The 16,363-nt window shown below is 69.7% G+C and carries 14 protein-coding genes; 13 read left to right on the top strand and 1 reads right to left on the bottom strand.

Features of this window, described 5'->3' with window-relative positions; all coding sequences use genetic code 11:
- The first annotated feature begins 99 nt into the window (after window positions 1–99).
- Genes AKG07_RS11980 through AKG07_RS11945 form a run of 8 tightly spaced genes read left to right on the top strand, consistent with a single transcriptional unit; the run spans window position 100 to window position 7,673 of the window.
- The gene (locus tag AKG07_RS11980) at window positions 100–1,095 is read left to right on the top strand and encodes a metal ABC transporter solute-binding protein, Zn/Mn family (protein ID WP_053098132.1); all 996 of its coding nucleotides are present in this window, start codon (window positions 100–102) and stop codon (window positions 1,093–1,095) included.
- Window positions 1,092–1,940: a metal ABC transporter ATP-binding protein gene (locus AKG07_RS11975; RefSeq protein WP_053098131.1), complete on the top strand. Its 849-nt coding sequence runs from the start codon at window positions 1,092–1,094 to the stop codon at window positions 1,938–1,940. The genes AKG07_RS11980 and AKG07_RS11975 overlap by 4 nt, the downstream gene beginning before the upstream one ends.
- On the top strand, window positions 1,937–2,815 hold the full coding sequence (locus tag AKG07_RS11970) for a metal ABC transporter permease (RefSeq protein ID WP_171821957.1): 879 nt from the start codon (window positions 1,937–1,939) through the stop codon (window positions 2,813–2,815). The genes AKG07_RS11975 and AKG07_RS11970 overlap by 4 nt, the downstream gene beginning before the upstream one ends.
- A gap of 44 nt (window positions 2,816–2,859) precedes the next feature.
- Window positions 2,860–3,276 carry a Fur family transcriptional regulator gene (locus AKG07_RS11965; protein ID WP_042540517.1) on the top strand — a complete coding sequence of 139 codons (417 nt, stop codon included), beginning with the start codon at window positions 2,860–2,862 and terminating at the stop codon, window positions 3,274–3,276.
- A complete protein-coding gene (locus AKG07_RS11960) occupies window positions 3,273–4,307 on the top strand; it encodes a permease (RefSeq protein WP_150115130.1) in 1,035 nt (344 codons plus the stop codon). Before AKG07_RS11965 ends, AKG07_RS11960 begins: the two co-directional genes overlap by 4 nt.
- The gene (locus AKG07_RS11955; protein ID WP_233277261.1) at window positions 4,300–5,091 is read left to right on the top strand and encodes a TIGR03943 family putative permease subunit; all 792 of its coding nucleotides are present in this window, start codon (window positions 4,300–4,302) and stop codon (window positions 5,089–5,091) included. The genes AKG07_RS11960 and AKG07_RS11955 overlap by 8 nt, the downstream gene beginning before the upstream one ends.
- The gene (locus AKG07_RS11950; protein ID WP_053098130.1) at window positions 5,081–6,940 is read left to right on the top strand and encodes an Ig-like domain-containing protein; all 1,860 of its coding nucleotides are present in this window, start codon (window positions 5,081–5,083) and stop codon (window positions 6,938–6,940) included. The genes AKG07_RS11955 and AKG07_RS11950 overlap by 11 nt, the downstream gene beginning before the upstream one ends.
- Before the next feature lie 4 nt (window positions 6,941–6,944).
- Window positions 6,945–7,673, top strand: coding sequence for a DNA-3-methyladenine glycosylase (locus AKG07_RS11945; protein WP_053098129.1), 729 nt, complete (start codon window positions 6,945–6,947; stop codon window positions 7,671–7,673).
- On the opposite strand, the gene AKG07_RS11940 is transcribed toward AKG07_RS11945, so the two are convergent.
- On the bottom strand, window positions 7,613–8,623 hold the full coding sequence (locus tag AKG07_RS11940; protein WP_053098128.1) for a LacI family DNA-binding transcriptional regulator: 1,011 nt from the start codon (window positions 8,621–8,623) through the stop codon (window positions 7,613–7,615). The two genes, AKG07_RS11945 and AKG07_RS11940, sit on opposite strands and share 61 nt — an antisense overlap.
- A 140-nt stretch (window positions 8,624–8,763) precedes the next feature.
- Between AKG07_RS11940 and AKG07_RS11935 the strand changes: the two genes are divergently transcribed.
- From AKG07_RS11935 to AKG07_RS11915, 5 genes are all read left to right on the top strand, one after another.
- Window positions 8,764–10,773: a beta-galactosidase gene (locus AKG07_RS11935; RefSeq protein ID WP_053098127.1), complete on the top strand. Its 2,010-nt coding sequence runs from the start codon at window positions 8,764–8,766 to the stop codon at window positions 10,771–10,773.
- Window positions 10,770–11,699 (top strand): carbohydrate ABC transporter permease, encoded by a 930-nt coding sequence (locus AKG07_RS11930; RefSeq protein WP_053098126.1) that lies wholly within the window; start codon window positions 10,770–10,772, stop codon window positions 11,697–11,699. The genes AKG07_RS11935 and AKG07_RS11930 overlap by 4 nt, the downstream gene beginning before the upstream one ends.
- Complete coding sequence (locus tag AKG07_RS11925) at window positions 11,696–12,601, top strand: carbohydrate ABC transporter permease (RefSeq protein ID WP_372984668.1); 906 nt, start codon at window positions 11,696–11,698, stop codon at window positions 12,599–12,601. Before AKG07_RS11930 ends, AKG07_RS11925 begins: the two co-directional genes overlap by 4 nt.
- Window positions 12,602–12,689: 88 nt before the next feature.
- Window positions 12,690–14,021 carry an ABC transporter substrate-binding protein gene (locus AKG07_RS11920; RefSeq protein ID WP_053098125.1) on the top strand — a complete coding sequence of 444 codons (1,332 nt, stop codon included), beginning with the start codon at window positions 12,690–12,692 and terminating at the stop codon, window positions 14,019–14,021.
- A gap of 63 nt (window positions 14,022–14,084) precedes the next feature.
- Window positions 14,085–16,205 (top strand): alpha-galactosidase, encoded by a 2,121-nt coding sequence (locus tag AKG07_RS11915; protein ID WP_053098124.1) that lies wholly within the window; start codon window positions 14,085–14,087, stop codon window positions 16,203–16,205.
- The last annotated feature ends 158 nt before the right edge of the window (window positions 16,206–16,363 follow it).

Genomic DNA, 16,363 nt, shown 5'->3' with positions numbered 1-16,363 from the left:
GTCCTGCATCCGTGCGTCGGCCCTGCAATCGATCGCGAAGTCTGCCACCGCACCCCACCGATTTGATAATGGTTCTCATTAGCGTTTAGAGTGGGGGACATGAAGAAGCCGTTCGTCGCCCTCGCCCTCGCATCCGTCGCCGCACTCTCGCTGGCCGGATGCTCGACCACCCCCGCTGCGGGAGAGGGCGGCGACGGCGGAGCGGTGACGGTCGTCGCGAGCACCAATGTCTACGGTTCGCTCGCCGAGCAGATCGGCGGTGACCGCGTCGACGTGACCTCGATCATCACCTCGGCCACGCAGGACCCGCACTCGTACGAGGCCTCGGCCCGTGACCGCCTGACGGTGCAGAAGGCCGACCTCGTGATCGAGAACGGCGGCGGCTACGACGGCTTCATCGACACCCTGCTGCAGGATGCCCAGGACCCGCACATCGTCACCGCCGTCGAGTTCTCGCACGATTTCCCGGGCAACGAGGGTCACTCCGATGAGGAGGGCGCGACCGAGGAAGAGCACGATCACGACCACGCCGAGGGTGAAGAGGGGCATGAGGGCCACAATCACATCGAAGGCTTCAACGAGCACGTCTGGTTCGACCCGCACACGATGATCCACGTGGTCGAGGCGATCGCCGATGAGCTTGCCGCGATCGACCCCGACGGCGACGCGGAGTTCACCGCCAACGCCGAGGACATCGTCGCCGACCTCGAGGGGTTCGAAGCCGACCTCGAGACCCTCAAGACGGATGCCGCCGGCGCCGATGTGATCATCACCGAGCCGCTGCCCGGCTACATCGCCACCGCCGCCGGACTCACCGATGTGACCCCCGAGGGATTCGCGGAGTCGGTCGAGGAGGGCAGCGATGTCGCCCCCGCGACCCTGCTCGAGACCCTGAACGTCGTCGACAGCGGCGACGTGGCAGCCGTGCTCACCAATGCGCAGACCGGCGGGGCCGAGACGCAGCGCGTCGAGGATGCCGCGACCGCCGCCGGCATCCCTCTCGTCGCGTTCACGGAGCTGCTGCCCGAAGGATCGTCGTACTCTGAGTGGATGAGTGACGCGATCCAGAGCCTCGCCGACGCGCTCCAGTCGTGAGCGCCGCCGCCGACGCGCGGGCAGGAGCCGAGAAGTCGAACCCCGTGCTCGAGGTGCGGGGAGCCGCCCTCCAGCGCGGTGACCGGGAACTGTGGTCGGGCCTCGACCTGACCGTCGAGCTCGGGGAGTTCATCGCCGTGCTCGGACCGTCTGGTTCGGGCAAGACCACGCTGCTGCGCAGCATCCTGGGCCTGCAGCCGCTGTCGGCCGGCGAGATCTCGGTCGCCGGCGGGCCGGTGCGCAAGGGCAACCCGCGCATCGGATACATCCCGCAGCAGCGCTCGCTGGCTCCCGACACGAGCATGCGGGCCCGCGATCTCGTGGCGCTCGGTGTGCAGGGCAGCCGCTTCGGCTTCCCGATCCCGCACCGCGGCGACAAGGCCAAGGTCGATCAGCTGCTCGCCTCGGTCGGAGCCGCGCACTACGCCGACCGCCGGGTCGGCCTCCTGTCGGGCGGTGAGCAGCAGCGACTGCGCGTCGGTCAGGCGCTCGCCGACGAACCCGCCCTGCTGCTGTGCGACGAGCCGCTGTCGAACCTCGATCTCGCGAACCAGGTCGCGATCACCGACATCATCGACCGCCAGCGTCGCGATCGCCGCGCCGCTGTGCTGTTCGTCACCCACGACATCAACCCGATCCTCGGCCGCGTCGATCGCATCCTCTACATCGCCGGCGGTCGCTTCGTGCTCGGCACCCCCGAAGAGGTGCTGCAGACCCGCGTGCTCACCGAGCTCTACGGCACCCCGGTGTTCGTGCTGCGCGCCGGCGACCGACTCGTCGTCGTCGGGGTGCCGGATGCCGAGCCCCACCACCTGCACGACCACGACCACGGAGGTGCCGCATGAACGTCATCACCGGCATCGTGCCTGCGGTCGACTGGAGTGACGTGTTCTCGTTCCAGGACTACGGCGAGCTCGTCGCCCTGCTCGCGAACTCGATCATCGCGGGTGCGGTGCTCGGCATCGTCGGCGGACTGATCGGCGTCTTCGTGATGCAGCGCGACCTCGCGTTCGCGGTGCACGGCGTCAGCGAGCTCTCGTTCGCGGGTGCCGCCGCAGCCCTGCTCTTCGGGGGCAGCGTGGTCGTCGGATCCCTCGGCGGTGCGCTCGTGGCGGCGATCCTGATCGGCGTCCTGGGGGCCAAGGCCCGAGATCGCAATTCGATCGTCGGGGTGCTCATGCCGTTCGGCCTCGGCCTCGGCATCCTCTTCCTGTCGCTCTACGACGGGCGCAGCGCCAACCGCTTCAGTCTGCTGACCGGACAGATCGTCTCGGTCTCGAGCCCCGACCTCGGCTGGCTGCTCGGCATCAGCATCGTCGTGCTGCTCGGGCTGCTGCTCATGTGGAACCCGCTGCGCTTCGACTCGCTCGACCCCGAGTCGGCCGCGGCCCGCGGTGTGCCGACCCGCGCGGTGAGCCTGCTCTTCATGGTGCTGCTCGGTCTGATCGTCGCAGTCAGCGTGCACATCATCGGCGCCCTGCTCGTGATGGCGCTACTCGTGACTCCCGCGGCGGCCGCCATGCGCGTCTCGGCCGGGCCGGTCGCGGTGCCTCTGCTCGCGGCGCTCTTCGGGTTCGTGTCGGCCGTCGGCGGCATCCTGCTCGCCCTCGCGGGCACGCTGCCGGTGAGTCCGTACATCACGACCCTGTCGTTCACGATCTACGTCGTGTGCTGGATCATCCAGCGCGCCCGAGGCGGCGTGCGCCGCGTGCGGGCCTGACGTTCCCAGGGCCCGGCAAGGGCGGCGCGCCTAGAATCGTGGGTATGGCTCAGCGGAACACCTGGCAGCGCGATCGCGTGCGCGAAGCCCTCGCCGACGCGCGAGGATTCGTCAGCGCGCAGAATCTGCATGCCTCGCTCCGCGACGACAACACCGGCATCGGCCTCGCCACGGTCTATCGAGCCCTGGCCGGACTCGCCGCAGCCGGCGACGCCGACTCGCTGCAGAGCCCCGAAGGCGAGGCGCTCTACCGCGCCTGCACGACGCAGGGCCACCACCACCACCTGATCTGTCGCAACTGCGGACTCACGGTCGAGATCGAGGCGACCGACGTCGAGCAGTGGGCGCACCGCACCGCGGCCCTCCACGGCTTCACGGATGCCGCGCACGTGGTCGACATCTTCGGGCTGTGCGCCTCCTGCACCAACAAGCGGGACGCCGAAGAGGCAGCGAACGCGTGACCACCCAGGCCGCTCCACGGACGGTGCACTCGCACCGGCCCTCCCGATCGCCGCGCTCGCCGTGGATCGGGGTCGGCCTCGGCGCCGCGATCGTGCTCGCGCTCTTCCTGATCGACCGGTTCCTTCCGTCGCTCTTCACCGCGAGCCTGCCCAGCAGGGCTCAGGACGGACTGACCCTCGCCCTGAGCGTGCTCATCGAGGCGCTGCCGTTCGTGATCCTCGGCGTGCTGCTGTCGATCGTCGTCCAGGTGTGGCTGCCCGCCGACGTCATCCACCGCTGGCTGCCGAAGCGCGCATGGGCCCGGCGTGCGGTGCTGTCGCTGCTCGGCATGCTCATCCCGGTGTGCGAGTGCGGCAACGTGCCCTTCGCCCGCGGTCTCATGATGCGCGGGCTCGCACCGGCCGAGGCGCTGACGTTCCTGATCGCCGCCCCGATCGTGAACCCGATCGTGATCCTGACCACGCACGCGGCATTCGGCTTCGACGACGGCATCCTGGTGGCCCGTCTCATCGGCGGATACCTGATCGCCAACCTCATCGGCTGGATCTACAGCCGCCACCCCTCGCCCGACTCGCTGCTCACCCAGCGGTTCATCGACACCTGCGATCGCGTCACGCACGAGCACGGCACACCGGTGCGCCGCAGCCTCACGCAGTTCCTCGTCGAGCTGCGCGCCGTGATGCCCGCGCTCGTGATCGGATCGGCGCTCGCCGGAGCGGTGCAGGTGCTGATCCCGCGCGAGGTGCTGCTGGCGATCGGCTCGAACCCGGTGCTGTCCATCCTGGCGATGATGGCCCTCGCGATGACCGTCGCGATCTGCTCGAACGTCGACGCCTTCTTCGCCCTGTCGTTCGCCTCCACCTTCTCGTCGGGCGCGCTCGTGGCGTTCCTGCTCGTCGGCCCGCTCGTCGACGTGAAGATGCTCGCTCTCATGCGCACGACCTTCACCACCCGCACCCTCGTCGGGATCGTCGGCGTGGTGCTGTTCGCCGCCTTCGCGATCGGGATCGGGGTGAACGTCCTTGTCTGATCACGCGCACCCCACGCAGGCCCGCTCGCGCGCCCGTGCCCTGGGCACCCGCTGGCTCGGCATCGGTCTCGCCACGGTGATCTCGGTCGTCACGCTCGGACTCGGCCTGACCGGTCGCCTGAATCTCTACATCAGCCCCGAGTCGGTGTGGTTCGCCTGCGCCGCGGCCGTCGTGACTCTTGCCGGAGCGATCTGGTCGTGCACCCTGCCGCTCGGCGAAGAAGGCGACCACGGACACGATCACGGACACGGCACGGATGCGGATGCCGAGCCGTCGCCTCGCCGCAGCCTCACCCTCGTGGGCACGGTCACCGGAGGTGTCGTCGCTTCGGGTGTCGTCATCGCAGCGCTCGTGCTGCCGCCCGCATCGCTGTCGGTCGAGCTGGCGATGTCGCGGGTCGGAGAGCAGACCGCGCTGTTCGCCGGGGCCGACGATGTGACCCTCGGGGTCGCCGACACCGCGACCTTCGGGGTGGGCGACTGGGCGAGCGTGTTCGCGACGGCGACCAACACCGCCGCCTACGACGGCAAGACGGTCACGCTGACCGGCTTCGTCACCCCCACGGATGCCGACGGCGTCAACCTCACGCGCCTCGTCATCACGCACTGCGTGATCGACGCGCAGCCGGCGACGCTACCGGTGACGATCGATGCGGGAGAGTTCGACACCGGCCAGTGGGTCGAGGTCGAGGGCACGGTCAAGGCGGATGCCGACGGCTCGCTGCACGTCGAGCCCACCACCGTCACCGCGATCGACGAGCCTCAGGACCCGTATGAGTACTGACGACGAGCGCCCCGACCTCCCGGCGGTGCCGCGCACGCGCGCCGAGCTGCGCGCCGCCCGCGAGGTGGAAGCGGCCGCTGCTGCCGCGGATTCCCCGTCGCCGTCGGTGAGCGACGCCGGCGCAGCCGAACCCACCGCCGAATCGCCGGACGAGGGTGGCGGGGCAGAGCGAGCCGGAACGTCTCCTGCGACCGACACGCCTGTCGTCTCACCTGCGGCTCGCGGGGCTCGCGGGGCCGGCGGCGAACGGCCGACGCGTTCGACCTTCGTCCCGCCTGATGCGGAGTCCACGACGTCGTTCGCGGCTCACTCCACGACCGACTACGCGCCCCCGGCGCCGGTGCAGCCGAAGGCCGAGAAGAAGCCGAAGGCCGAGAAGAATCCCAAGCCGGCGAAGGCCGCCAAGCCCGCAAAGGCCGCCAGGCCGGAGAAGCCCGCCAAGCCGGAGAAGCCCGCGAAGCCCGAGAAGTCCGACACCCCGAGCGACCGCCGGTTCCTGCTGGCGCTCGGCGCTGTGCTCGGCATCCTCGTGCTGGTGGGGGCGGGACTCGGCGTCGTCAGCCTCACCCAGGGACCCCGCATCACCGAGGTGCAGGTCGACCCGACCGAGGCCATCGAGACCTCCGGCAGCCGGGTCATCCTCACCGCGAACCAGTCCCTCGCCGCGATCGACGAATCGCAGGTGACGGTCGATCCCGCCGTGCCCTTCACCCTCGACGCCGCGGGCCGCGGCATCGGCATCCGCTTCACCGTGCCGCTCGACGATGACACCGAGTACACGGTGAAGGTCGCCGATGCGGTCGGCGCCGGAGGCGGCCCGAGCGCCACGCTGTCGACGAGCTTCTCGACTCCGGCATCCCACATCTTCCTGCTGCGCCGAGACCCCGACGGAAACGACCAGATCTTCCGCACCGACCTGTCGGGTGAGAAGGCACAGCCCGTGTTCGCGGCCGACAAGATCAACGACTTCCGCGCGACGTCGTCGCAGCTCGTGGTCTCGGTCGAGGAGGACGAGGGCTCGAAGCTGCTCGTGATGGACCGCGACGGGACGGATCAGCGCGAGCTCGAGCTGCCCGGTGTCGGATACGTCGGGGCGATCCAGGTCTCCGACCGCGGGGGTCTGGTCGGCTACAGCTACTCCGACAAGGAGCTCAGCGATACGGAGGGGCGCGCCAGCGTGCTCGTCACCCAATCGCTGAGCGGCGACGACGAACCGGTGGTGACAGAGGTCGGGGGCAAGGAGGCGAACATCTTCGTCTGGCAGTTCGTGCCGGACAGCTCCGCCGTGCTCTTCATCGACTTCGACGGTGCGCTCTCGCTGGTCGACCGCTCGACCGATGCGGGAGTGCAGTCCCTCGGACTCGCGACGACCATCCAGGGCATCTCGCGGGGCACGTACACGGCGATCGTCGAGCGACTCGACGGCACGGTGGTCGAGCTGAACCTCGCTGACGGGTCGGAGGTGCCGCTCGAAGCATCGACTCCCGACTACGGCACCGCGATCACGATCACGCCGTACCCCGGCGGCACGCTGCGCCACGTGGTGTCGCGCGACGAGAACGGTCTGCCCGTCGGTCAGGCGGTCATCCGGGTCAACGACGAGGGCGCGGCGACACCGCTCGTCGAGGTCGATTCGACCGACTCGATCCTGCAGGCCTGCGCGTCGCCCAGCGGTCAGTACGCCGCGGTCGTCATAGCGCCGGAGCTCGCCGACAACCCCTACGACCAGATGCTGCTGCCGCTGCCCGAGAACCTCGAGACGCACCTGCTCGACCTGCGCACGGGTGACGAGATCGTGGCGCTCACCGGCTTCGACGCCTCGTGGTGCCAGACGGCCCCCCAGTTCTGAGCCCATGCCGACGGATGCCCTGCACCGAGCGACCCGCGCCGAGCTGAGCGGGCTGCCGGTCGAGGTCGCTCCGCTGCTGCTCGGCGGCGAGCTGCGCACCGTCGTGGCCGGCTCCGAGGTGCGACTCCGACTCACCGAGGTCGAGGCCTATCACGGGCAGGGCACGGGACCGGCGGCCGACCCCGGGTCGCACGCGCGCATGGGGCGCACCGCACGCAACGCGACGATGTGGGGCGAGCCGGGGCACCTGTACGTCTATCTGAGTCACGGCATCCACTCGTGCGTGAACGTCGTCTCGGGCCCCGAGGGTCAGGCGGGCGGGATCCTGCTGCGTGCGGGCGAGGTGGTGCACGGGGCGGATGCCGTCGCGGTGCGCCGCCGTGCGACGCCCCCTCTGACGGCGACCGCGCGGCGCGACCTCGCGCGCGGGCCCGGGCGATTCGGCCAGTCGGCGGGCCTGCGGCATCCGATCCACGACGGCATCGACGCGATCACCGGAGCGGACTTCGCGGGCGCCCGCGCCGAGCTGTGGCTGCGTGACGAACCGGTGACCGATGTGGCGACCGGGCCGAGGGTCGGTGTGGCCGGCATCGCCGGGACCGCGGCATTCCCCTGGCGCTTCTGGATCTCCGGCGACCCGACGGTCTCGCCGTTCCGCTGGGGGAGGGGCGCTCAGGCCGAGTGTCTCCACACCATGGGCGTCGGCAGCATGATCCCCTCGCGCGGACGCTGATCGTCGCGCAGCTGCGCGAGGACGGATGCCGCGGCCGCGGCCCCGAGACCTTCGGCAGGCTGGTCGACGGTCGAGAGCAGCGGGGTGGTGCGCGTCGCCCACGTGCTGTTGTCGAAGCCGACCACGCCGACGTCATCCGGCACACGCCGTCCCGCTTCGCGCAGCGCCCACATCGCTCCGGCGGCCACCGCGTCGGACGCGGCGAAGACTCCGTCGATGTCGGGTGCTCGGTCGAGCAGTCGCCTCATGGCGGCGGCTCCGTCGGCGTAGGAGTACAGCGGCACCTCTTCGACGAGGTCCGGATCGAAGTCGTCGCCGAGAGCGTCGGTGAATCCGGCGAGTCGATCGGTGCCCGAGTCGCGGTCGAGGGCGGCGGCGATCATGCCGACCCTCGTGCGACCGGTCGCCAGCAGACGTGAGGTGACGGCCTGCGCGGCGCCGCGGTTGTCGACGCCGACCCAGGCGGCATCGACGTCGGGTGGGTGGCCGACGTAGGCGACAGGCAGGTCGAGTCGCATCACGGCCTTGGTGATCGGATCCTGCGCTCGGGCCGAGACGATCACAGCGCCGTCGACGAACCCGCCGTTGAGGTAGCGCGCGACGCGTTCGGTGTCGCGCACCGAGTCGACCACGAGGCAGACCATCTGGTAGTCCGCCTCGGAGAGAGTCTCGTTCGTGCCGAGCATGATCGCGCCGATGTTGGGGTCTTCGAGGAACAGCGCGTGCGGCTCGTGCACGATGAACGCGATGGCCTGGGTGCGCTGTCGCACGAGGTTCTGGGCGGCGGTGTTCGGCACGTAGCCGACCTCGCGGATCGCCTCTTCGATCGCGGTGCGCGCGGCGTCCGACACGTAGCCGCCGTTGATCACGCGGCTGACGGTTCCCCTGGAGACTCCGGCGACGCGCGCGACATCGTGCACGGTGCTGCGACGGCGGGCGGAAGTGCTCATGATCGACAGCCTATCGACCCGGACTTGACGGGATTCGCCACGACATGCGACGATGTGTGCACGTTCACAGAAATCCCGATCGCTGTTTCGACGCAGCGGACTGTGCACGTGCACACATGATCCGCAAAGGAGCGTCACCGATGGCCGCCGCTGTGTCCGACCGCATCGCCACCCTCTCCGCAGGGCGCGGCCTCGTCTTCGGATGCGACTACAACCCGGAGCAGTGGGACCGCAGCGTCTGGCCCGACGACGTGCGGCTCATGCAGCAGGCCGGCGTGGGTCTCGTGGCGATCAACATCTTCGGCTGGTCGTCGATCAACCCCGCCAGGGGAGTGTGGGACTTCGCGGCGCTCGACGAGATCATCGCGCTGCTGCACGCCGCGGACATCCGCATCAACCTCGGCACCGGCACGGCCTCGCCCGCACCGTGGCTCACCGCGCAGCATCCCGAGATCCTGCCGGTCGGCGAAGACGGGACCGTCTTCCAGCAGGGCGGTCGTCAGGGGTACTGCCCGAGCTCGCCCCTCTTCCGCGCGTACGCCGCCGAGGTCGTCACCCGTGTCGTCGAACGCTACGGCGACCACCCGGCCGTCGCGCTCTGGCACGTGTCGAACGAGCTGGGCTGCCACAACGCGCTCTGCTACTGCGACACGAGCGCCGAGGCCTTCCGTGGCTGGCTGCGCGAGCGGTACGCCGACATCGACGCGCTGAACCGCGCGTGGGGCACGACATTCTGGAGCCAGCGCTACAGCGACTTCGACGACGTGCGGGTGCCCGCTCAGGCCCTCTCGCTGCGCAACCCGGGGCAGATCCTCGACTTCCAGCGCTTCAGTTCCGACGAGCAGCTCGCGCTCTACCGCGCCGAAGCCGCGATCCTGCGCGAGCGGAGCGACGTGCCGGTGACGACCAACTTCATGGTCACCGCGCACATCCGCAACCTCGACTACTGGTCGTGGGCGGGCGAGATGGATCTGATCGCCAACGACCACTACCTCGACCGTCGCCTCGACGACGCGCGGGGCGAGCTCTCGTTCGCCGCCGACCTCACCCGCGGCCTCGCCCAGGGTGCGCCGTGGCTGCTCATGGAGACCTCGACCGGCGCAGTGAACTGGCAGCCCTACAACCTCGCCAAGGCTCCCGGTGAGCTGCAGCGCAACATCGCCGCGCACATCGCGCGCGGCGCCGACGGCATCTGCTTCTTCCAGTGGCGGGCGTCGACCCAGGGCGCCGAGAAGTACCACACGGCACTCGTGCCGCACGCGGGCGAGGACTCCGACCAGTGGCGCGAGGTCGTCGCGCTCGGCGGACTCCTCGATCGCCTGGGCGAGGTCGCCGGGACGCGCGTCGTCGCCGACGCCGCACTGTTCTTCTCCTGGGAGAGCTGGTGGGCCGCCGAGAACGAGGGCCGTCCGAGCGAGGCGCTGACCTACCTCGGCCAGGTGCATGCCGCGCATGCCGCGCTGGCGGATGCCGGCGTCACGACAGACGTCGTGCGCCCCGGCGCAGACCTCGACGGCCACCGCCTGCTGATCGTCCCCGCGCTGCACCTCATCGGCGATGCGGATGCCGCGGCGATCGCCCGCGCGGTCGAGAACGGCGCGACAGCACTGATCACCTTCTTCAGCGGCATCGTCGACGAAGAAGACAGAGTGCGCACCGGCGGCTATCCCGGCGCGTTCCGCGACCTGCTCGGCATCCGCTCGGAGGAGTTCACGCCCCTGCGTCCCGACGAGACCGTCACCCTGACCGACGGCACGACCGCGACAGTGTGGAGCGAGCGCCTGAAGGCCACGGATGCCGAGGTCATCGCGTCGTTCGTCGACGGCCCCGCCGCCGGACGCCCCGCGATCACGCGGCGCGCGACGGGAGCGGGCGAGGCCTGGTTCCTCGGCACCCAGCCCGCTCGCGAGGACTACCGCGCACTGATCGCACGGCTCGCCGCATCCGCGGGTGCCGCGCCCGTCCCCGGCGCCGGACCCGACGTCGAGATCGTGCGCCGCACCGGCGACGCCGGCTCGTTCCTGTTCGTCATCAACCACGGATCCACGGATGCCGAGGTCGCGGCCGCAGGTCACGACCTCGTCACCGACGCCCGCGCCACCGGCCTGGTGCCGGCCGGTGCGGTCCGCATCATCAAGGAGGATGTATGACCACCACGCTCGCCGCTCCGGCGGTCGCCTCAGCGCCGAAGGCGCCGGGCCGCCGCCGACGGATCCCGCACAAGGGCGCCATCGCGTTCCTCATCGTGCCCTTCGGCGTGCTGTTCGCGCTGTTCTACGTCGTCCCCATCGCCTACGCGTTCTGGCAGTCCCTGCTCGTGGTCGAGCGCGACGGCACCTTCGGCAAGGCCGAGCAGGTGTTCGGCGGCTTCACGCAGTACGTGCTCGTCTTCCAGAACGAGGCCTTCTGGGCATCGATGGGGCGGATGCTGACCTTCGGCGTCGTGCAGGTGCCGGTCATGCTCGGCCTGGCCCTGCTGTTCGCGCTGCTGCTGGACTCGCCGCTCGTCCGCGGCAAGCGCTTCTTCCGCCTCGCGTTCTTCGTGCCGTATGCGGTGCCCGGTGTCATCGCCGCGATCATGTGGGGCTCGCTGTTCTCGCCGAACCTCTCGCCGTTCACCGCGATCACCAAGAACATCGACTTCCTCGGGGCAGACCTCGTGCTGTGGTCGATCGCGAACGTCGTGACGTGGGTCTACGTCGGCTACAACATGCTGATCATCTACTCGGCGCTGCTCTCGATCCCGCAGGAGCTCTACGAGGCGGCCATCCTCGACGGCGCCGGACAGTGGCGCATCGCCTGGTCGATCAAGATCCCGCTGGTGCGCCCGGCGATCGTGATGACCGCGATCTTCTCGATCATCGGCACGCTGCAGCTGCTCGCCGAACCGCAGGTCTTCCGTTCGTTCAGCTCGGCGGTCACGAGCACGTTCACCCCGAACATGACCGTCTACGCCACGGCATCCATCCCGAACACCAACCTCGCGGCCGCCTTCTCGGTCGTGCTGGCCGTGACGACGTTCGTGCTGTCGTTCGGATTCATGAAGTACATGCAGCGCAAGGAGCAGAACGCATGAGCACCATGACGATCGTCGCCCCCGGTCGGGGCTCGCGCGCACAGGCCCCGCGCGGAAAGGGTGCTCGCGAATCGGGCATCTCCCGTACCGGCGCCATGCTGATCATGGCCGTGTTCACGGTCTACTTCCTGCTGCCGCTGTGGTGGCTGCTCGTCGCGTCGAGCAAGGAGACCGGCGACATCCTGACCACCGCCCCGCTGTGGTTCGCCGACTTCCACCTGCTCGACAACATCGCCGAGCTGTTCGCCTACCGCGACGGCGTCTACCTGCGCTGGCTGCTGAACTCGGTGCTCTACGCCGCGCTCGGCGGTGCCATCGCGACCCTGCTCGCCGCCATGGCCGGCTACGCCCTCGCGAAGTACCGGTTCCCGGGCCGCGACCTGATGTTCGACATCGTGCTCGGCGGAGTGCTGGTTCCCGCCACGGCCCTCGCGCTGCCGCTGTTCCTCATCTTCAGCCAGGCGCAGCTGACCAACACGTTCTGGTCGGTGTTCCTGCCGTCGATCGTGAGTCCGTTCGGCGTCTACCTGGCGCGGATCTTCGCGGCCTCCTCCGTTCCCGACGAACTGCTCGAGGCGAGTCGGCTCGACGGCGCGGGGGAGATCCGCACGTTCTTCACGGTCAGCATCCGACTGATGACGCCCGCGCTGGTGACGATGTTCCTCTTCCAGTTCGTCGCCATCTGGAACAACTTCTTCCTGCCGATGATCATGCTGCGATCCGAAGACCTCTTCCCGGTCGTCTTCGGTCTCTACAACTGGAACAACCAGCTGAACCAGCTGCCGGAACTCCGTGGTCTCGTGCTGATCGGCGCTCTGCTGTCGGTCATCCCGCTGATCGTCACCTTCCTCCTGCTCCAGCGCTTCTGGCGCAACGGACTGGGCGCCGGCGCCCTGAAGTGAGCAGGCGGCCGCCCGGACCGACCGGACGGCCCGCACCACCGCACCATCCCTACCGCACCACCCCCATCGCATCCACGAAAGGATCGAAATGCAGCATTCGAAGATGAAGGCAGCCGCTGTCATCGCCATCTCGGCACTCGCGCTCGCCGGTTGCTCGGCGTCCGGCGGAGACAGCTCCGGCACCGGCGGCGAAGCCGCCGCGTGCACCCCGGCGGACGGCGACGTCACGCTCGAGTTCACCTCCTGGATCCCCGGCATCGAAGACGTCGTCGAGATCTGGAACGAGGCCAACCCCGAGATCCAGGTCGACGTGCAGACCGGCCCGAACGGCAACGGCGGCACGTACCAGAACTTCTTCAACCAGATCAAGGCCGGCGATGCGCCCGACCTCGGTCAGATCGAGTACGACGCGCTGCCGAACTTCCTCGTGCAGGACGGCCTCGAAGACCTCAGCGCCTGTGAGGACGTCGTCGCCGCGGAGGACCAGTTCGTCGACTGGGCCTGGGGACAGGTCACCCTCGGCACCGAGGGCGTCTACGGCGTTCCGCAGGACACCGGCCCCATGGCGCTGTTCTACCGCGCCGACCTCTTCGAGCAGAACGGCATCGCGATCCCCACCACGTGGGACGAGTACCGCGAGGCGGCCGTGAAGATCCGTGACCTCGGCGGATACATCACCAACTTCTCGCAGTCGGACATCAACCAGTTCGCCGGCTTCGCCTGGCAGGACGGCGCTCAGTGGTTCTCGAGCGACGACGAGGGCTGGACGGTGTCGCTGGCCGACGACGCGACCACCACGGTCGCCGACTTCTGGCAGAGCATGCTCGACGACGACCTCGTCGCCACGGTTCCCGCCTGGACCGACGAGTGGAACAACGCCTACAACTCCGGTCAGGTCTGGACCTGGAACTCCGCCGTCTGGGGCGCCAACTCGATCTCCAGCGGAGCCCCCGACACCGCCGGCTCCTGGGCTGTCGCACCGCTGCCGCAGTGGGAGGCCGGCGGCACCGCGGCCGGCAACTGGGGCGGGTCGTCGACCGCTGTCCTCAAGGGCAGCGAGCACGTCTACGAGGCGACGAAGTTCGCGCTGTGGCTCAACACGTCGGATGAGGCGCTGACCGCGCTCGCCGAGGCCGCCAACCTCTACCCGGCCACGACAGCCGGTCTCGAGCTGCCGGTCTACGCCGAGGGCGTCGAGTTCTACGGCGGACAGAAGATCTACGACGTCTTCGCCGACGCCGCCACCCAGGTTTCCCCCGACTTCGCGTGGGGCCCGACCATGACCCAGACCTACTCGGACGTGTCCGACGGCTTCAAGGCCGCGGTCTCGGGCAACGGCACTCTGCTCGACGCGATCGAGAAGGGCCAGACGGCGACCATCGACGCGCTCAAGGCCGCATCGATCCCCGTCACGGAGTAACACCTCTCGGAGGCCCGCCCGTATGCTCACGGGCGGGCCTCCCCCTTTTCGTCTGGAGCGGCAATGAGCGAACTCGTCCACCTGACCTCGGCCGGCGTCAGCGTCGTCATCGACACGACGAGTGCGCGACTGCTGCACTGGGGCGCGGCGCTCGACACCGCCGACCTCGACGCACTCGCGGTGTCGTCGACCGGGGCTGTGACGTTCAGCTCGTTCGACGCCTCGCGCACCTTCCCGCTGCTGGCCGTCGAAGCCGACGGATGGTCCGGCGCCCCGGCGCTCGCGTGGCACCGCGGCGGGCTGCACAGCGCTCCGCTGCTGCGCTCGACCGGGTGGAAGGCGACGGAGTCATCGCTGCGCGGGGAGTTCGCGGATGCCGCGGCCGGCGCATCCGTCGTCCTCGATCTCGAGCTGGATGCCGTCGGCGTGCTCACCGCCCAGGTGTCGGTGACGAGCACGGCGGATGCTGCCGAGCCGCTCGACCTGCTCGCCGCGCGCATCCTGCTGGCGATCCCCGCGCATGCGACAGAGGTGCTCGATCACACCGGACGCTGGACGGGCGAGCGGCGACCACAGCGAGGCGCCCTGCGCCACGGAGCGCATCTGCGTCAGGTGCGCCGCGGTCGCGGTGGCCACGACGCCCCGTACCTGACCGCGATCGGCACCGACGGGTTCGGCTTCCGCCGAGGGGAACTGTGGACCGCGCACGTCGCGTGGAGCGGGGACCTCGAAGTCGGCGTCGAGCGTCTTCCCGAGGGTGCCGGCGTTCACGGGGCGGTGCTCGGCGGGGGAGAACTGCTGCTGCCCGGCGAGATCCGGCTCGGCGCGGGGGAGACGTACGTCTCGCCTCGGGTGTTCCTCGCCTACGGCGAGAGCGGGCTCGACTCCGTGTCGGCCCGCCTGCATCAGACCGTCCGCGCGTTCTCCGCACACCCCACGACGCCGCGCCCTCTCGTGCTCAACACCTGGGAGGCCGTGTACTTCGACCACGACCCCGCGAAGATCATCGAGCTGGCCGAGGCTGCGGCATCCGTCGGCGTCGAGCGGTTCGTGCTCGACGACGGATGGTTCCGCGGACGGCCCGACGACCGATCAGGACTTGGCGACTGGTTCATCGACGACGCCAAGTGGCCGGAGGGGCTGCGGCCGCTCGCCGATCAGGTGCACGGTCTCGGGATGCAGTTCGGTCTCTGGTTCGAGCCTGAGATGGTGAACCCGGTCTCCGACCTCGCCGCGCAGCATCCGGACTGGGTGCTGCAGGCCGCGCCCGACGCGCCCACCTGGCGGCATCAGAAGGTGCTCGACCTGGCGAACCCGGATGCTGCGGCCCACCTGCTGGAGCGCATCGACGCCCTGGTCTCCGAGATCGGCATCGACTTCATCAAGTGGGACCACAACCGCGACCTGCACGCCGCGGTGTCGCCGCACACCGGCCGCGCGTCCGTGCATGCTCAGACGGCCGCCTTCTACGCCCTGCTCGACGCGCTGCGCGAGCGGCATCCCTCTCTCGAGATCGAGTCGTGCGCGAGCGGCGGAGCCCGCGTCGACCTCGGGGTGCTCCAGCGCACCCAGCGCGTCTGGGGCTCGGACTCGAACGATCCGATCGAACGGCAGCAGATCCAGCGCTGGACAGGCGCTCTCGTGCCCCCGGAGGTCGTGGGGTCTCACGTCGGTCCGCCGGTCGCCGAGACGACGCATCGCGCGGCATCCTTGCCGTTCCGCATGGCCACCGCGCTGTTCGGGCACGCTGGCATCGAGTGGGACATCACGCGGTGCACGGATGACGAGCGGGAGGCGCTGACCCGCTGGACGGCGCTCTATCGCGAGCTGCGGCCGCTGCTGCACTCCGGGGTCACCGTGCGCAGCGACGAGGTCGACGACGAGACGCTGCTGCACGGCGTCGTCGCGGTCGACGGCTCCCGCGGTGTGTTCGCGTGGGTGCGGCAGGGTGCGTCGGTCGACGCGTTCACGCCGCGCACCCGCATCCCCGGACTGCAGCCCGGCGGGCGCTACCGGCTGCGGGTGCGGGACGAGCTGGGCACCGCGACGCGGCATCAGGTCTCGGACCCCGCCTGGCTGGATGCCGGGATCGAGGCGACCGGCGCGTTCTTCGAGACGGTCGGGGTGCCCCTGCCCCTGCTCGCGCCGGGGGCGGCGCTGCTGCTCGAGGTCGTTCGGGTCTGACTCGGGGTCGTGCTAAACTGACTCTTTGTCTGCGCACACTCCTGTGCGTAGTTCGCGTGCTTCCCCTTCTTTGGCCGAGAGATCGGCGATGCGGGGTGGCGCGCAGACAAGGGATCTTGGGTGAGACCGTCCGGTCTCACGGTATAGAAGGAGTCACA

The sequence above is a fragment of the Microbacterium sp. CGR1 genome, from assembly GCF_001266755.1.
Classification (GTDB): domain Bacteria; phylum Actinomycetota; class Actinomycetes; order Actinomycetales; family Microbacteriaceae; genus Microbacterium.
This window is presented reverse-complemented; position numbering and strand designations above follow the sequence as displayed.